12 protein-coding genes and 1 pseudogene are annotated in these 15,053 nt (G+C 73.2%); 5 read left to right on the plus strand and 8 right to left on the minus strand.

Going from position 1 to position 15,053, the window contains the following annotated elements:
• Positions 1-58: 58 nt before the first annotated feature.
• A complete protein-coding gene (locus AB0G56_RS21625) occupies positions 59-1,042 on the plus strand; it encodes a Dyp-type peroxidase (protein ID WP_360971694.1) in 984 nt (327 codons plus the stop codon).
• Positions 1,043-1,165: 123 nt separating this feature from the next.
• Here AB0G56_RS21625 and AB0G56_RS21630 read toward each other — a convergent pair whose 3' ends face one another.
• Genes AB0G56_RS21630 through AB0G56_RS21640 form a run of 3 tightly spaced genes read right to left on the minus strand, consistent with a single transcriptional unit; the run spans position 1,166 to position 3,811 of the window.
• A complete protein-coding gene (locus AB0G56_RS21630) occupies positions 1,166-2,206 on the minus strand; it encodes an NAD(P)-dependent alcohol dehydrogenase (protein WP_360971696.1) in 1,041 nt (346 codons plus the stop codon).
• Positions 2,207-2,244: 38 nt separating this feature from the next.
• The gene (locus tag AB0G56_RS21635; protein ID WP_360971698.1) at positions 2,245-3,066 is read right to left on the minus strand and encodes an SDR family NAD(P)-dependent oxidoreductase; all 822 of its coding nucleotides are present in this window, start codon (positions 3,064-3,066) and stop codon (positions 2,245-2,247) included.
• A gap of 7 nt (positions 3,067-3,073) precedes the next feature.
• Positions 3,074-3,811: a TetR/AcrR family transcriptional regulator gene (locus AB0G56_RS21640; protein ID WP_360971700.1), complete on the minus strand. Its 738-nt coding sequence runs from the start codon at positions 3,809-3,811 to the stop codon at positions 3,074-3,076.
• Between the two features lie 195 nt (positions 3,812-4,006).
• On the opposite strand from AB0G56_RS21640, the gene AB0G56_RS21645 reads away from it, so the two are divergent.
• Positions 4,007-4,630 (plus strand): acetate uptake transporter, encoded by a 624-nt coding sequence (locus AB0G56_RS21645; RefSeq protein ID WP_360971702.1) that lies wholly within the window; start codon positions 4,007-4,009, stop codon positions 4,628-4,630.
• A gap of 34 nt (positions 4,631-4,664) precedes the next feature.
• Here AB0G56_RS21645 and AB0G56_RS21650 read toward each other — a convergent pair whose 3' ends face one another.
• Entirely contained in the window at positions 4,665-6,620 is a 1,956-nt protein-coding gene (locus tag AB0G56_RS21650; protein ID WP_360971704.1) for an ABC transporter ATP-binding protein, read from the minus strand.
• Positions 6,621-6,889: 269 nt separating this feature from the next.
• Here AB0G56_RS21650 and AB0G56_RS21655 point away from each other — a divergent pair, with 269 nt between their 5' ends.
• The gene (locus AB0G56_RS21655; protein ID WP_360971706.1) at positions 6,890-7,975 is read left to right on the plus strand and encodes a mechanosensitive ion channel family protein; all 1,086 of its coding nucleotides are present in this window, start codon (positions 6,890-6,892) and stop codon (positions 7,973-7,975) included.
• A gap of 195 nt (positions 7,976-8,170) precedes the next feature.
• Entirely contained in the window at positions 8,171-10,390 is a 2,220-nt protein-coding gene (locus AB0G56_RS21660; protein WP_360971708.1) for an NADP-dependent isocitrate dehydrogenase, read from the plus strand.
• A gap of 146 nt (positions 10,391-10,536) precedes the next feature.
• Here the strand turns inward: AB0G56_RS21660 and AB0G56_RS21665 are convergent.
• A pseudogene (locus AB0G56_RS21665) lies at positions 10,537-10,883 on the minus strand (DUF5713 family protein).
• A gap of 148 nt (positions 10,884-11,031) precedes the next feature.
• Here AB0G56_RS21665 and AB0G56_RS21670 point away from each other — a divergent pair.
• A complete protein-coding gene (locus tag AB0G56_RS21670; RefSeq protein WP_360971710.1) occupies positions 11,032-12,315 on the plus strand; it encodes a cytochrome P450 in 1,284 nt (427 codons plus the stop codon).
• A 27-nt stretch (positions 12,316-12,342) separates the two neighbouring features.
• Here the strand turns inward: AB0G56_RS21670 and AB0G56_RS21675 are convergent, their stop codons facing one another.
• The 3 genes from AB0G56_RS21675 to AB0G56_RS21685 form a co-directional block, all read right to left on the minus strand.
• Positions 12,343-12,762 carry a hypothetical protein gene (locus AB0G56_RS21675; protein ID WP_360971888.1) on the minus strand — a complete coding sequence of 140 codons (420 nt, stop codon included), beginning with the start codon at positions 12,760-12,762 and terminating at the stop codon, positions 12,343-12,345.
• Between the two features lie 65 nt (positions 12,763-12,827).
• Positions 12,828-13,406 carry a sigma-70 family RNA polymerase sigma factor gene (locus AB0G56_RS21680; RefSeq protein WP_360971712.1) on the minus strand — a complete coding sequence of 193 codons (579 nt, stop codon included), beginning with the start codon at positions 13,404-13,406 and terminating at the stop codon, positions 12,828-12,830.
• Positions 13,407-13,476: 70 nt separating this feature from the next.
• On the minus strand, positions 13,477-14,913 hold the full coding sequence (locus tag AB0G56_RS21685; RefSeq protein ID WP_360971714.1) for a S8/S53 family peptidase: 1,437 nt from the start codon (positions 14,911-14,913) through the stop codon (positions 13,477-13,479).
• Positions 14,914-15,053 lie beyond the last annotated feature (140 nt).

Consider the following 15,053-nt stretch of genomic DNA (forward strand, 5'->3'; position numbering starts at 1 on the left):
GCGACCGGCTGACGTCACGCCCGGTCCACCCCGCGTCACGAACCTGGAGGCACGTTCCGTGGTCGAGTCACAGTCCGTGATCGCTCCGCCCGCCCGTTCCGCCCTCTTCCTCGTGTGCGCCATCACCTCCGGTGGTGAGGCCGCCGTCCGCGACCTGCTCCCCGACGTGGCCGGTCTGAAGCGGTCGGTGGGTTTCCGGGCGCCGGACGACGAACTCAGCTGCGTCGTCGGCATCGGCTCCGCCGCCTGGGACCGCCTCTTCGCCGGACCGCGCCCGCGCGACCTGCACTCGTTCGTGCCGCTGACCGGCGCCCGTCACCACGCTCCGTCCACCCCGGGCGACCTGCTCTTCCACCTGCGCGCCCGGCGCATGGACCTCTGTTTCGAGATGGCCCAGCTGATCGGCGAGCGCCTGCGCGGTGCCGTCACCGTGGTGGACGAGGTGCACGGCTTCAAGTCCTTCGACGAACGCGACCTGCTCGGCTTCGTCGACGGCAGCGAGAACCCGGAGGGCCGGCCGGCCGCCGACGCCGTCCACGTCGGCGCGGAGGACCCCGGTTTCGCGGGCGGCAGTTACGTCGTCGTGCAGAAGTACCTGCACGACCTCACGGCCTGGAAGGCACTGCCGGTCGAGGAGCAGGAGAAGGTCATCGGCCGCTCCAAGCCGGACAACGTGGAGATGCCCGACGACGTCAAACCCGCCGACTCGCACGTCGCGCTCAACACGGTCACCGACGAGGACGGCACCGAACGGAAGATCGTGCGGGACAACATGCCCTTCGGCCGGATCGGCGCGGGCGAGTTCGGCACCTACTTCATCGGGTACGCGCGTACGCCCGCGGTGATCGAGCAGATGCTGCGGAACATGTTCCTCGGCGACCGGCCCGGCGTGCACGACCGGATCCTCGACTTCTCCACCGCGGTCACCGGCGGCCTCTTCCACGTGCCGAGCGCCGACTTCCTCGACGATCCGCCGCCCGCGCCGGCGGTCGCCTCCGTGCCGGAGCGTTCCCAGGGCGTCGGCGGTCCCGAAGGTGCCTGACCACATGTCCACGCCCCGCCGGGCACCGGCGCTCCTGGTCCGCGCCGGCGAGGCCGTGGTGGCGCTCAGCGCCTCCGCCTGAGCACGCCCGGCGGCCCGTGGGCCGGTGCCGGGACGCGGGTGTCAGCCGTGGGGCAGGATGACCGCCCGCCCGTCGATCAGGCCTTCGTGCAGACGCTCGTAGGCGAGGGGGGCCTCGTCCAGTGTGAAGGTCTGCGTGTGCACGGAGACCGCGCCGGAGCGGGCCAGGGCCAGGACCTCGGCGAGTTCACCGCGGCTGCCCCAGTACGGCGAGCTGACGGACACCTCGAAGGGCAGCACTCCGAAGCCCACGGGGAGTGCGGCACCGCCGATGCCCACGAGGGAGATCTCGCCCTCGACCGCCGCCACGGCGCCGGCGGTGGCGACGGTCGGCTCGGCACCGACGAAGTCGAACACGGCCTCGGCGCCGGCCCCGCCGGTCAGTTCGCGGACGGTGGCGGCGGCCCCGGCGTCGGACAGGACCGTCTCGTGCGCCCCGACCTCGCGGGCGAGCCGCAGCTTGTCCTCGCTGACGTCGAGGGCCACGACGCGGGCCGGGCTCAGGGCGCGCAGCAGCTGGATGGCGACGTGACCGAGGCCGCCGGTGCCGATCACCACGGCGGTGGAGCCCGGCACGAGCCGGGGCAGCGCGCGCTTGATCGCGTGGTACGGGGTGAGGCCCGCGTCGGTCAGCGGGACGGCGGCGACCGGGTCGAGGCCGTCCAGCGGAACCAGGTGCCGTGGGTCGTCGACGAGCAGGTACTCGGCCATCGCGCCGGGAGCGCCGAGCCCCGGCGGGCGGATGCCGAGGGCGTCGGCGCGCAGGCAGTAGTTCTCCTTGCCCTCGGCGCACTTGGCGCAGGTGCCGCAGCCCCAGGGCCCGTACACGGCGACGTGCTCGCCCTCCGCGAGCCCGGTCACCCCGGCGCCCAGCGCCGCGACGGTGCCCACGCCCTCGTGGCCGAGGGTGAGCGGCAGCGGGTAGGGGAAGGCCTCGGCCGGCCAGCTCATCACCGCGAGGTCGGAGTGGCAGACTCCGGCGGCGGTGACCTTCAGGAGGACCTGTCCCGGCCCGGGTTCGGGGTCGGGGACGGTGACCACCTCCGGCGGGGCGCCGATGGTGCGGTACTGCAGTGCCTTCATGGCAGATCGATCCTTCCTCCGGTGTGCTCGGCGGGTGCTCAGACGGCGGTGTAGGCGCCGTCGACGAGGTGGTAGCTGCCGTGGACGTACGAGGCACGGTCGGACAGCAGGAAGGCGATCAGTTCGGCGACCTCCTCGGCGCGTCCGAGGCGGCCGGCCGGATGCAGGGCGGTCAGGGAGCGGTGGGCCGCCTCGCCCATGGTGCTGAGCAGCGGGGTCTCGATGAAGCCCGGGCCGACCGCGTTGATCCGGATGCCGCGGGCGGCGTACTCGGCGGCGGCGGTCTTGGTCAGGCCGACGACTCCGTGCTTGGCGGCGACGTAGGCGGGTGAGCCGGCGAAGCCGACCGAGCCGAGGATGGAGGCCACGTTCACGATCGCGCCGCCGGTTGCGGTGGCCTCCAGGGCGGGCAGTTCGTAGCGCAGCGAGTAGAAGACGCCGTCGAGGTTGGTGCGCACGACGCGCTGGTAGGCGTCGATGTCGTAGGCCCCGGTGGGGGCGCTCGGGCCGCCGATACCGGCGTTGTTCACGGCCAGGTGCAGGGCGCCGAAGGTGTCCTGGGCGAAGGCGACCGCGGCCTCGACGGACTCGGGCCGGGTGACGTCCAGGCGGACGGCGGCGGCCTTGACGCCTTCGGCCGTCAGGTCGGCGGCGGCCTGCTCGGCGCCCTCGGCGTTGAAGTCGGCGATGACGACGTGCGCGCCGCCGGCGCCGAGGCGGCGGGCGGTGGCCAGGCCGATGCCGGAGGCGGCGCCGGTGACGAGGGCGGTGCGGCCGGCGAACTCGGTCGCGTAGTCGGTGAGGGGGGTGGCGGCAGGGGCGGTGGCGGGGGTGGGGGTGGGGGTGGGGGTGGTGCTCATGGTGCGCTCACTTCTCGGTCGTACTGTCGGTGGCCGCGGTCGCGGCCTGGGTGGTCAGGGCGTCGTAGGCCCGCTCGACCAGAGCGGCGAGGTCTGCGGCTCCCGGGGTGCCGTCCTCGGCCGCCCGCGCCCATTGGCGCAGAGCCGCGGTGAGGACTCCGGCGGCGGCTCCGACGACGACGGACGGGCGTACGTCCTGGGCGTCGTCGGTGCCGAGCCGGTCGGCGATGATCCGGATCGACTCCTCCTGGGCGTCGACCCGGATGCGTTCGTAGGCGGCGAACAGGGCGGGCTCGCGGTCCAGCAGGGCCAGCAGCCGCCGCATGTCCGGCCGGACCTGCCAGGCGGGGTTCTCCCGGTCGGCGAGCCAGTCGCCGACGGCCCTGCGATAGGCCAGCAGGGGCGGTTCGGCCGCCGGGCGGGCACGCAGCAGGGCGTTGATGCGGTCGCCGTCGCCGCGTACGAAGTCCAGGGCCGCGTCCTCCTTGCCGGTGAAGTTCCGGCTGAACGTGCGGCGGGTGACGTCGGCGCGCTCCGAGATCGCCTCGACGGTCGTGTCGGCCAGGCCCCGCTCCAGGATCAGCTCCAGGGCGGCGGCGGCCAGTGCGCTGCGCGTCTGGCGGGCCTTGCGCCGTCGGCGGTCCTCGCGTTCCCCGTCCGGCCTTCCGCGGGGGTCGGGTGCGTCGGGCCCGCCGGGGGTGTCGGGGGGGCCGGCCGGGCTGCTGGAGGGCTGCGTCGCCGTCATGCCCCTCACCGTACACCTGTGATGTCCCGACGGGACATCTGTCCCCATGGGTCATGAGTCCGCGGGGACCCAGGTGGTACCCCGGGTGCCGCCCCGGGGGTTCGGGGCTGGGGCACGGGGGCGTCGACTGAGGATGCGGCGGGCGGGGTACCCGGTGGCCGGACGTGCTGGCCCAAGGTCGAAGGGATTCGGGCCATGGCTGATGACACGAGCGGCTCCGTCCGCGAGGAGGCCCGCCCCGCGGACCCCCAGGCACGCGCCTACGCGGACCCGGCGCCGGTGGGCCTCGCGGGGTTCGCGCTCACCACCCTGCTGCTGTCCATCGTCAACACCGGCCTCCTCAAGGAGCCCGGCGCCGTCATCCCGGTGCTGGCCCTCGCGGGGTTCTACGGCGGCATCGCGCAGTTCGTCGCGGGGCTCTTCGAGTTCCGCCGCGGCAACACCTTCGGCGCGACGGCGTTCATGTCCTACGGCGCGTTCTGGGTGACGTACTGGTGGCTCGTGCAGCACCTCGCCGGCGCCGGTGACGTGCACAACGCCCTCGGGCTCTACCTGCTCGGCTGGGGCATCTTCACCGCCTACATGGCGGTGGCCGCGCTGCGTGTCAGCCTCGCCGTGCTCGCCGTGCTCGTGCTGCTGACCCTCACCTACGTCTTCCTGGCCGTCGGCGAGTTCCAGGGCGGAGCGCCGCCCCAGGTGATGACGCAGGTGGGCGGTTGGTTCGGCATCGCGACCGGGCTCGTCGCCTGGTACGCCTCGGCGGCGGGCGTCATCAACGCCTCGCACCGGCGCACGCTGCTGCCGACCGGGTCGCGCTGAGGCACGGCCCGGTCCGGGTCCGGGGGCACCGCTCCTACACGGCCACCTCCTCGCCCTCGGCGGCCGGCCCCGCGGCGACCGGCTGTCCGCCGGCCGGCTGCTCCGCCGCCAACCGCCGCCCCTGCTGCTGTTGCTGGGCGAACTGGGTCCGGTACAGCTGCGCGTACCGGCCGCCCACCGCCAGGAGCTCGTCGTGCGTGCCGCGCTCGACGACCGTGCCCGCCTCCACGACGAGGATGAGGTCGGCGGCGCGCACCGTGGACAGCCGGTGGGCGATCACGACGGCGGTGCGGTCCGCCAGGGCCTCGGTCAGGGCCTCCTGGACCGCCGCCTCCGAGGTGTTGTCGAGGTGGGCGGTGGCCTCGTCGAGGATGACGACCCGCTGGCGCGCCAGCAGCAGCCGGGCGATCGTCATGCGCTGGCGTTCGCCGCCGGACAGCCGGTAGCCGCGTTCGCCGACGACGGTGTCCAGGCCGTCGGGCAGGGAGCGGACGAGGTCGTCGAGGCGGGCCCGGCGCAGGGCGTCCCACAGTTCCCCGTCGTCCGCGTCCGGCCGGGCCAGCAGCAGGTTGGCGCGAACGGAGTCGTGGAAGAGGTGGCCGTCCTGGGTGACCATGCCGAGCGTGGCGCGCAGGGTGGCGGCGCTCAGGTCGCGCACGTCGACGCCGCCGATGCGCACGGCGCCCTCGTCGACGTCGTACAGGCGCGGCAGCAGCTGGGCGATGGTGGACTTGCCGGCGCCGGACGAGCCGACGAGCGCGATGGTCCGGCCGGGCTCGGCGCGGAAGGAGACGCCGTGCAGGACCTCGGCGCCGCCGCGCGTGTCGAGGCTCGCCACCTCTTCCAGGGAGGCGAGGGAGACCTTGTCGGCGGACGGGTAGCCGAAGCGGACGCCGTCGAACTCCACCGCGACCGGGCCGTCCGGCACCTCGCGGGCGTCCGGCTTCTCCTCGATGAGCGGCTTGAGGTCGAGCACTTCGAAGACCCGCTCGAAGCTGACGAGGGCGCTCATCACCTCCACGCGCGCCCCGGCGAGCGCGGTGAGCGGGGCGTACAGGCGGGTCAGCAGGAGGGCGAGCGACACGACGGCGCCCGGCTCCAGGGTGCCGCGCAGGGCGAACCAGCCGCCGAGGCCGTAGACCAGGGCCAGGGCCAGGGAGGAGACGAGGGTCAGTGCGGTGATGAAGGCGGACTGCGCCGTCGCCGTGCGGATGCCGATGTCGCGGACCCGGCGGGCGCGGGCGGCGAACTCCGCCGACTCCTCCTCGGGGCGGCCGAAGAGCTTCACGAGGGTGGCGCCGGGGGCCGAGAACCGCTCGGTCATACGGGTGCCCATCGACGCGTTGAGGGTGGCCGCCTCGCGCTGCATGCGGGCCATGCGGCTGCCCATGCGGCGGGCCGGGACGACGAACACCGGCAGCAGCACCAGGGCGAGCAGGGTGATCTGCCAGGACAGGGTGAGCATCACGGCGAGCGTGAGCAGCAGCGTGACCACGTTGCTGACCACGCCGGACAGGGTGTTGCTGAAGGCGCGCTGGGCGCCGATCACGTCGTTGTTGAGGCGGGAGACGAGTGCGCCGGTGCGGGTGCGGGTGAAGAAGGCGACCGGCATGCGCTGCACGTGGTCGAAGACCGCCGTGCGCAGATCGAGGATGAGCCCTTCGCCGAGCGTCGCCGACAGGCGTCTGCCGAGGATGCCGAGCGCCGCCTCGGCCACCGCGATCGCGGCGATCAGCAGGGCGAGGCGGACGACGTCGGCCCGGTCGCCGTGGGAGACGATCGCGTCGACGACGTGTCCGGCGAGGACCGGGGTCGCCACGGCGAGCAGGGCGGTCACCACGCCGAGGGCGACGAAGCGGGCGATGCGGCGGCGGTGGGGGCGGGCGAACGCACCGATGCGGCGCAGCGTCTCGCGGGCGAAGGGGCGGCGCTCCTGCTGGGCGTTCATCACGCTGTGCAGCTGCGTCCATGCGGTGGTCTCCATACTCATGGAAGAGAACCTAGGACCTCAAGCAACGTTGAGGTCAACGCCCGGCCGTGGGACAGGGGGCGCACAAGCGCGCCCGGGGCGCCGGCCCGGTGCCTCCCGGGCACCGGTGGCGTGCGCCCCGGGCCCCGGTCGCGTACGAACTACCCTTGCGCATGGGGCAGGATGAGCGCTCGCGCATCCCGAAATCGAGCAGGTGATCACGTGACGCAACGTCGCCCACGGCCTTCGACGGCCCCCCTCCCCGCGGCCCGCCCGCACGGAGGCGACCGGTGAGCCGCGCCGTGACCCTGGACGACCTGGTCCTTGCCGGGATCTCGGTGGCCGCGGGCGTGGCGGTCGCGTTCCTGTCGCGCACGCTGCTGCTCTGGCTGGCCCGGCACGCCAAGCGGACCCGCTGGAGCGGTGACGACGTCATCGTGGACGCGCTGCGCACGGTGGTGCCCTGGGCGGCGATCGCGGGCGGCGCGGCCGGGGCGGCGGCGGTGCTGCCGCTGACCCGGGCCGCCCGGCAGCACGTGCACCAGGCCCTGACGGTGTTCCTGATCCTCGTGGTCACGCTCTCGGCGGCGCGGGTGATCGCCGGGCTGGTGCGCACGGTCACGCAGTCCCGCTCCGGGGTCGCCGGGTCGGCCACGATCTTCGTCAACATCACCCGGATCCTGGTGCTGGCGATCGGCTTCCTGGTGATGCTCCAGACCCTGGGCATCTCCATCGCGCCGCTGCTCACCGCCCTCGGCGTGGGCGGTCTCGCGGTCGCGCTGGCCCTCCAGGACACCCTGGCCAACCTGTTCGCCGGGGTCCACATACTCGCCTCCAAGACGGTCCAGCCCGGCGACTACATCCGGCTGAGCACCGGCGAGGAGGGCTACGTGGAGGACATCAACTGGCGTCAGACGACCGTGCGCCAGCTCTCCAACAACCTGGTCGTCATCCCCAACGGGCAGCTCGCCAAGACGAACATGACCAACTTCACCCGGCCCGAGCAGCGGCTGACGATCCTGGTGCAGGCGGGTGTGGGCTACGACAGCGATCTGGAGCACGTCGAACGGGTGACGCTGGAGGTCGTCGCCGAGGTGATGCACGAGATCACCGGGGCCCTTCCGGAACACGAGCCCGCCCTGCGGTTCCACACCTTCGGGGACTCGCGGATCGGGTTCACGGTGATCCTCGGGGTCGGTGAGTTCAGCGACCAGTACCGGATCAAGCACGAGTTCATCAAGCGGCTGCACCGGCGCTACCGCCGCGAGGGGATCAGCATCCCGGCGCCGACCCGGACGGTGGCGCTCCAGCAGGGCGCGGGCCCGGTGGTGATACCGCAGCCGCGCGGGGCGGAGGACGGCGCGGTGTCCGCCTGAGAACGGCGTGGGCGGGGGCTCGCGGTCCCCGCCCAAAGCCGGACCCGCCCACCGCCGAAGGCCGGATCCTGGCCGCGTCAAGGCCGGATCCGGTCCGCGTGAGCGGCGGATCCGGCGCGGACCCCTGTCGAGCCGAGGGCGAGCACGAGATATCTTGATGTCGAGCAATGTTGCAGACGTGGAGCGGAGCACCCGGTGACTGACTCGACCATCATCTACACACACACTGACGAGGCCCCGGCCCTGGCGACGTATTCCTTCCTGCCGGTGGTCCGGGCGTACGCCTCGCAGGCGGGTGTGGCTGTGGAGACCCGTGACATCTCGCTGGCCGGGCGCATCATCGCGGTGTTCCCGGAGTACCTGAGCGAGGACCAGCGGATCCCCGACGCGCTGTCCGAGCTGGGCGAGCTGGCCAAGACGCCCGAGGCCAACATCATCAAGCTGCCGAACATCTCGGCGTCCATCCCGCAGCTGAAGGCCGCCGTCGCCGAGCTGCAGGGCCAGGGCTACGCGCTGCCGGACTACCCGGACGACCCGAAGACCGACGAGGAGCGCGAGATCCGCGCCCGCTACGACAAGGTCAAGGGCTCCGCGGTGAACCCGGTGCTGCGTGAGGGCAACTCCGACCGCCGCGCCCCCGCCTCGGTGAAGAACTACGCCAAGACCCACCCGCACCGCATGGGTGCCTGGACCGGCGAGTCCAAGACGAACGTGGCGACCATGGGCGTCGACGACTTCCGCTCCACCGAGAAGTCCGTCGTCGTCGCCGAGGACGGCGCGCTGCGCATCGAGCTGAAGGGCGACGACGGCTCCACCACGGTGCTGCGCGAGTCGGTGCCCGTGCAGCAGGGCGAGGTCGTCGACGCCTCCGTGATGCGGGTCGCCGCGCTGCGCGAGTTCCTCACCGCGCAGGTCGCCCGCGCCAAGGCGGAGGGCGTCCTGTTCTCCGTGCACCTGAAGGCCACGATGATGAAGGTCTCCGACCCGATCATCTTCGGTCACGTGGTGCGCGCCTTCTTCCCGAAGACGTTCGCGAAGTACGGCGAGACCTTCGCCGCGGCCGGCCTGACCCCGAACGACGGTCTGGGCGGCATCTTCAAGGGCCTTCAGAGCCTGCCCGAGGGCGCCGAGATCAAGGCGTCCTTCGACGCCGAGCTGGCCGAGGGCCCCGAGCTGGCCATGGTCGACTCCGACAAGGGCATCACCAACCTGCACGTGCCCTCCGACGTGATCGTGGACGCCTCCATGCCGGCCATGATCCGCACCTCGGGCCACATGTGGGGCCCCGACGGCCAGGAGCACGACACCCTCGCCGTCCTGCCGGACTCCTCCTACGCGGGCGTCTACCAGGCCGTCCTCGACGACTGCCGTGCGAACGGCGCCTACGACCCGTCCACCATGGGCTCCGTCCCCAACGTCGGTCTGATGGCGCAGAAGGCCGAGGAGTACGGCAGCCACGACAAGACCTTCGAGATCCCGGTCACCGGCACGGTCCGCCTCGTCGACCAGGCCGGCAACGCGGTGATCGAGCAGGCCGTCTCGGCCGGTGACATCTTCCGCGCCTGCCAGACCAAGGACGCGCCGATCAAGGACTGGGTGAAGCTGGCCGTCACCCGCGCCCGCGCCACCGGCGACCCGGCCGTCTTCTGGCTGGACGCGACCCGCGCCCACGACGCCAACCTGATCGCCAAGATCGAGCAGTACCTGCCGGAGCACGACACCGAGGGCCTGGACATCAAGGTCCTCTCCCCGGTGGAGGCCACCAAGCTGTCGGTGGAGCGCATCCGCCGCGGCCAGAACACCATCTCCGTCACCGGCAACGTGCTGCGCGACTACCTGACCGACCTGTTCCCGATCCTGGAGCTGGGCACCAGCGCCAAGATGCTGTCGGTGGTCCCGCTGATGGCGGGCGGCGGCCTGTTCGAGACCGGCGCCGGCGGTTCCGCGCCCAAGCACGTGCAGCAGCTGGTCAAGGAGAACTACCTGCGCTGGGACTCCCTCGGCGAGTTCTTCGCCCTGGTGCCGTCCTTCGAGCAGTACGCCGAGGCCACCGGCAACACCCGCGCCAAGGTCCTCGCCGACACCCTCGACCGCGCCACGGCGACCTTCCTCGACGAGGACAAGTCCCCGACCCGTCGCGTCGGCGGCATCGACAACCGCGGCAGCCACTTCTACCTGTCCCTGTACTGGGCGCAGGAGCTGGCCGGGCAGAGCGACGACGCCGACCTCGCCAAGGCGTTCGCGCCGCTGGCCGAGTCGCTCGCCGCGAACGAGCAGAAGATCGTCGACGAGCTGATCGCCGCCCAGGGCAAGCCGGTGGAGATCGGCGGCTACTACCAGCCCGACCCGGCCAAGGCCGCCGAGGTGATGCGCCCGTCGGCCACCTGGAACGAGACGCTGGCGTCCCTGAGCTGACCCGGGAGACACCCCGGACCTGACGGTCCCCCGCTCCGCCCCGGCCCGCACCACGCGGGCCGGGGCGGAGCCGTCTGCCGGGCCCGGTGCGGAGCACTCCGCGGGCCGGGCACGGTCTACGTCCCCGGCCCACGGAGCGGTAGGCGTCAGCGGTCCCGGGGCGCGATCAGCTCCTCCATTCGGCGTCCGTGAAGCCGTAGGCCTGGGCGACGAACCAGAAGTCCTCCGCCATCGCCTCCCGGGCCACCGTCTCGGCCTCGCTGCCAGGCCGCCTCGAAGTCGTCCTGGAGGCCGTTGAACTCCTCGGTGGCCGCGTGCGTCCGGACGTACGGCGCGGGCAGGTCCGCGGGCCGCCGCGCCTCGATGCGCGCGCACAGCCGCACCAGCACCGCCCGGCCCAGGTCCACGACCCGGTCGGGGTAGTAACCGGAGCGGGAGGGGTACAGGTCCTTCAGGAACCGGGGTCGCGCACGCGTGGCCCGGTGACGGGCATGCCTCTTCCCTCCCCCGGTCCCCGGCCTTCGGCGGAGATCCACCGATGTGGCCTCCGATCTTGCCGCGCCCCACTGACAGCGCCCCGGTACCGCACGGCTGGAGCACTCCCCCGCGACAAGCGGCCCGGTCGCGGTGAGGGTGGATGCATGACCCAGGAGATCACCACGCCCTCACCCGACCGGGTGGCTCCGCGGCCTGCCGCCCGGGCCGTGCCGATCACCGTCGAGCAGCCGGCCCCGGCACCGCCCCCGGTGCGGGAGTGGCCCGCCCTGGACCTGGACGGCCCCGAGTTCGACCCGGTGCTCGCCGCGCTGATGCGCGAGGGACCGATCACCCGAATACGCCTGCCCCACGGCGAGGGCTGGGCCTGGCTGGCCACCCGCTACGACGACGTGCGACTGATCACGAACGACCCGCGCTTCAGCCGCACCGAGGTCACCGGCCGCCAGGTGACGCGGCTGGCCCCGCACTTCAAGCCGCGTCCCGGTTCGCTCGCCTGGGCCGACCAGCCCGACCACAACCGGCTGCGCAGGCCGATCGCCGGGGCCTTCACCGTCGGCGCGATGAAGCGGCTGCGGCCCCGCGCGCAGGAACTCCTGGACGCGCTCGTGGCGCCGGTGCTGCGCGCCGGACCGCCCGCGGACCTGGTGGAGCAGGTCCTGGAGCCGTTCCCGATCGCCGTGGTCGCGGAGGTGATGGGGGTGCCGCCCGCCGAACGGGAGCAGGTGCACACCTGGACCCGGCAGATCATCTCCATGTGCGGCGGGGCCGAGGCCGCCGACCGCGCCAAGGAGGGCATGTACGGGTGGATCGCCGCGACGATCCGGGCCCGCCGGGACAGCCCCGGCCAGGATGTGCTGTCGCTGCTCGGTGCGGCCGTGGGCCGGGGCGACATCAGCGAGGAGGAGGCGGTGGGCCTGGCCGGGCCGCTGCAGATCGGCGGCGAGGCCGTCACGCACAACTGCGGGCAGATGCTGTACCTGCTGCTGACCCGCCCCGAGCTGATGGCCCGGATGCGGCAGCGGCCCGCCGAGCGCGGCCCGGTCCTGGACGAGCTGCTGCGCCACATCCCGCACCGCAGCACGGTGGGCCTGGCCAGGATCGCCCTTGAGGACATCGAGCTGCACGGGGTCCGCATCGCCACCGGGGATCCCGTCTACGTCTCCTACCTGGCCGCCAACCGCGACCCGGCCGTCTTCCCCGACCCGGACGTCATCGACCCCGACCGGGACCCCAACCCGCACCTGGCCTTCGGCAACGGCCCCCACTACTGCACCGGCGCCGTCCTGGCCCGGCTGCAGACCGAACTGCTCGTGGACACCCTGCTCGACCGGCTGCCGGGGCTGCGGCTCGCTGTGCCGCCCGCCCGGGTCGCCTGGCGCCGCGGGACGATGATCCGCGGCCCGCAGAGCCTGCCGGTCACCTGGTGAGGACCGCCGACGGCGCCCCTGCACGGCTCACGCCCGCAGCCACTCCGTGACCACCAGGTCCGAGTCCGTGCGCAGACGCAGCGCGAACGGTCCGGCGGGCGGCGCCTGGGCGGCGAAGCGGCCGAGGTCGTCGGCGGTGAGCCGGGCACCGGGCCGCGGGCCGTGGAGCACCTCGATCCGGGCCGGCTGCGGCGGCATCACCTGCCCCAGCAGCCCCTCTGCGCTCACCTCCACGTCGACGGTCAGCTCACCGGCCTGGAAGGTCAGCATCCGCGGCACGTCCGCGGCGCCCCTGACCGGGATGGCGTCCAGGAGCGAGTCGAAGGTCAGCTCGGCGATCCGGGCGTCGAGGTCGTGCAGCGCGTAGGCCTCCAGGGCGAGTTGGCGCAGCTCGTCCGGGACCGGGTCGAGGACGGCGGCGGCCTGCCGCAGCTCCTCCTCCAGCAGGGCCTGCTCCGCCTCCCCGAAGCCGCCGCCCGCGCGGTCGTGGTCGTGGGTGCCGGTGTGGTCGTTCACGAAGTCCCCCGTGCGTCGTCGAGTCGTGCGCGCAGGCGCCGCAGACAGCGCTGGCGCAGAGGTCCGATGCTGCCCACGGCGACGCCGAGCGCGGCCGAGACCTCCTGGTAGCTGGGCGGCGGCGAGGCCATCAGGACGCGCAGCAACTGGCGGCAGCGGTCGCCGAGCCGCTCGAACTCCTGCCACAGCCGCCGGATCCGCTCGCTCTGCGCCGCGGCCTCCTCGGCGTCGAGCAGCGACTGTTCCGGCGTCCCGTCCTCGCTGACCCGGTCGAGCAGGTGGGGGTCGTCCGTCACGGTCAGCCGGCTCAGGCTCCGCAGCGTCCTGAGGCATTCGTTGCGGGCGGTGCTCGCCAGCCACGAGCCCGCCTTGTCGGGTTCCCTGATCCGGCCCAGGTGCTGGGCGAAGCGGAGCCAGACGGTCTGGTACACCTCGTGCCCGTCGGCGTCGGAGAGCCGGTGCGCGCGCACCACCGACCACACCAGCGGACTCATCCCCTCCACCAGTGCTTTCCAGGCCGCCGCGTCACCGTCGACCGCGGACTGGACGAGCACGCCGACATCTGCACGGTCCACCGGTTCACCCCTCGTGTACGGCCTGTCATCGTACGCCGTGGAGGGGAGGGTTCCGGTACTCATGGGGTCCTCATACCGGCGGTGCCGACCGCTGGACGGGGACGGGGCGCCAGGTGGGCGGGCGCAGCGCCGGCACGTGCGCCCCGCGCACCTCCGCGTACTGCCGGTGCGAGGCGAGGAGGTGCCGGCAGGCGGCTCTCGGGTCGCGTTCCCCGTGGGCCGTCATGTGGGCGGCGACCATGCCGGCGGCCACGGGGGCGGCGAAGGAGGTTCCGCTCCAGTGCGCGTACCCCTCGAACATCACCTGGTCCGGTTTGGCCGGGGCGTTGTCGCCCCCTTCGCTCAACAGGCCCGCGTGCCGGGGCGACTGGCAGGTGCAGGCGTAGTGGAAGCCGAACCGGCAGGCGTCGTAGGTGGAGTGGCGGTAGACGTAGGGCACGGGCTTGTCGAAGCCGGTGAGGACGCTGGTGAGGCGCTCGCCGGGGGCGTACGCCTTCACCCAGTGGCCGTGGTTGCTGAAGCAGGCGCCGTGCTCGCCGTCGGAGCGCAGCGCGCCGACCGACAGGACCGTGTCGGCGTAGCCGGGCAGGTCGGCGTAGGCCGCGGGCCAGAAGGGCGTGGCGCTGGAGTTGTTGCCGGCGGCGGCGACCAGGAGGGTGCCCCGGCGGCGCAGTTCCCGCATGAAGGCGTCCACGCCGAGCAGGCCGTCGGTGCGGCCGTTGGAGGTGCCGGCGGAGAGGCTGATGATGTCGGGCCAGCCGCCCGCGTCGACGGCCTCGAACAACCGGTGCCCGAAGTCGGACTCCAGGACGGCGCCGGCGTCGTCGAGGGTGCCGCGTACGGTGATGTCGGTGTCGGGGGCGACCGCGGCGATCAGTCCGGCGATGAACGTGCCGTGGCCGACGTACTGCTCCAGTACGCCGTCGTCGTCGGTCTCCTTCACCTGGCGGTCGCCTCGGACGTGGGCGAGCAGCGGGGCGGCGCCGTGGTCGTGCATGAGGCCGGTGTCGACGACGAGGACGGCCACGGCGGTGTCGGGGTCGTACCGGGTGCCCTGGGGCGCCGGGTTGGTGCCGGCGGCGAGCGGTGCCGGCACCGGCTCGTCGCCGGGGCAGGCGTTGACCGCGATGGACACCACGTGGTTGCGGCTGACCAGCCGCCGTCCGGCGCGTCCCTCGTGCTCACGCAGGGCGCGCAGGGCGTGCGCGACGGCGAGGTCGCCGCCGAAGTCGCCGTGCGCCGGGTCGCCGACCTGGATCCGCGTGATGCCGGTGCGGTTGCTCTGCGGGCTCGCCCGGCGCACCCGGTCGGCGGCCAGTTCCGGCGCCGCGGCGAAGTGGGTGCGCACCGTGTCCTCGACCAGGTGGGCCTCCTCGCCGTCGCGCGCGAGGACCACGCCCTTCTCGTAGAAGAACTCGGCGGAGTCGTCCGGGCCCATGGCCAGGGGAACGCCCGGCATCGAGCGCTGGATCTGCGCGAACTGCTCGTGGAATCGCCGTGGTGCCATGGCGCGCGTGTCCTCCCGTCGGGACGGTGTTCGTCAGTCAGAGCCGTGAAGCCCCCGGTTGATACATCCGCTGCGGTTCCGGAGCCCGGGGACGCGGTTCCGGGGCCGCTCGGGGACCACTACCATCCGGTAGGTGACAG

It is taken from the genome of Streptomyces sp. NPDC021356, assembly GCF_040641015.1.
Lineage (GTDB): Bacteria > Actinomycetota > Actinomycetes > Streptomycetales > Streptomycetaceae > Streptomyces.

Bases quoted from the DNA above. Each gene is read 5' to 3' on its own strand.
- AB0G56_RS21630 (WP_360971696.1), bottom strand. From the start codon at position 2,206: ATGAAGGCACTGCAGTACCGCACCATCGGCGCCCCGCCGGAGGTGGTC.
- AB0G56_RS21635 (WP_360971698.1), bottom strand. From the start codon at position 3,066: ATGAGCACCACCCCCACCCCCACCCCCACCCCCGCCACCGCCCCTGCC.
- AB0G56_RS21640 (WP_360971700.1), bottom strand. From the start codon at position 3,811: ATGACGGCGACGCAGCCCTCCAGCAGCCCGGCCGGCCCCCCCGACACC.
- AB0G56_RS21645 (WP_360971702.1), top strand. From the start codon at position 4,007: ATGGCTGATGACACGAGCGGCTCCGTCCGCGAGGAGGCCCGCCCCGCG.
- AB0G56_RS21650 (WP_360971704.1), bottom strand. From the start codon at position 6,620: ATGAGTATGGAGACCACCGCATGGACGCAGCTGCACAGCGTGATGAAC.
- AB0G56_RS21670 (WP_360971710.1), top strand. From the start codon at position 11,032: ATGACCCAGGAGATCACCACGCCCTCACCCGACCGGGTGGCTCCGCGG.
- AB0G56_RS21685 (WP_360971714.1), bottom strand. From the start codon at position 14,913: ATGGCACCACGGCGATTCCACGAGCAGTTCGCGCAGATCCAGCGCTCG.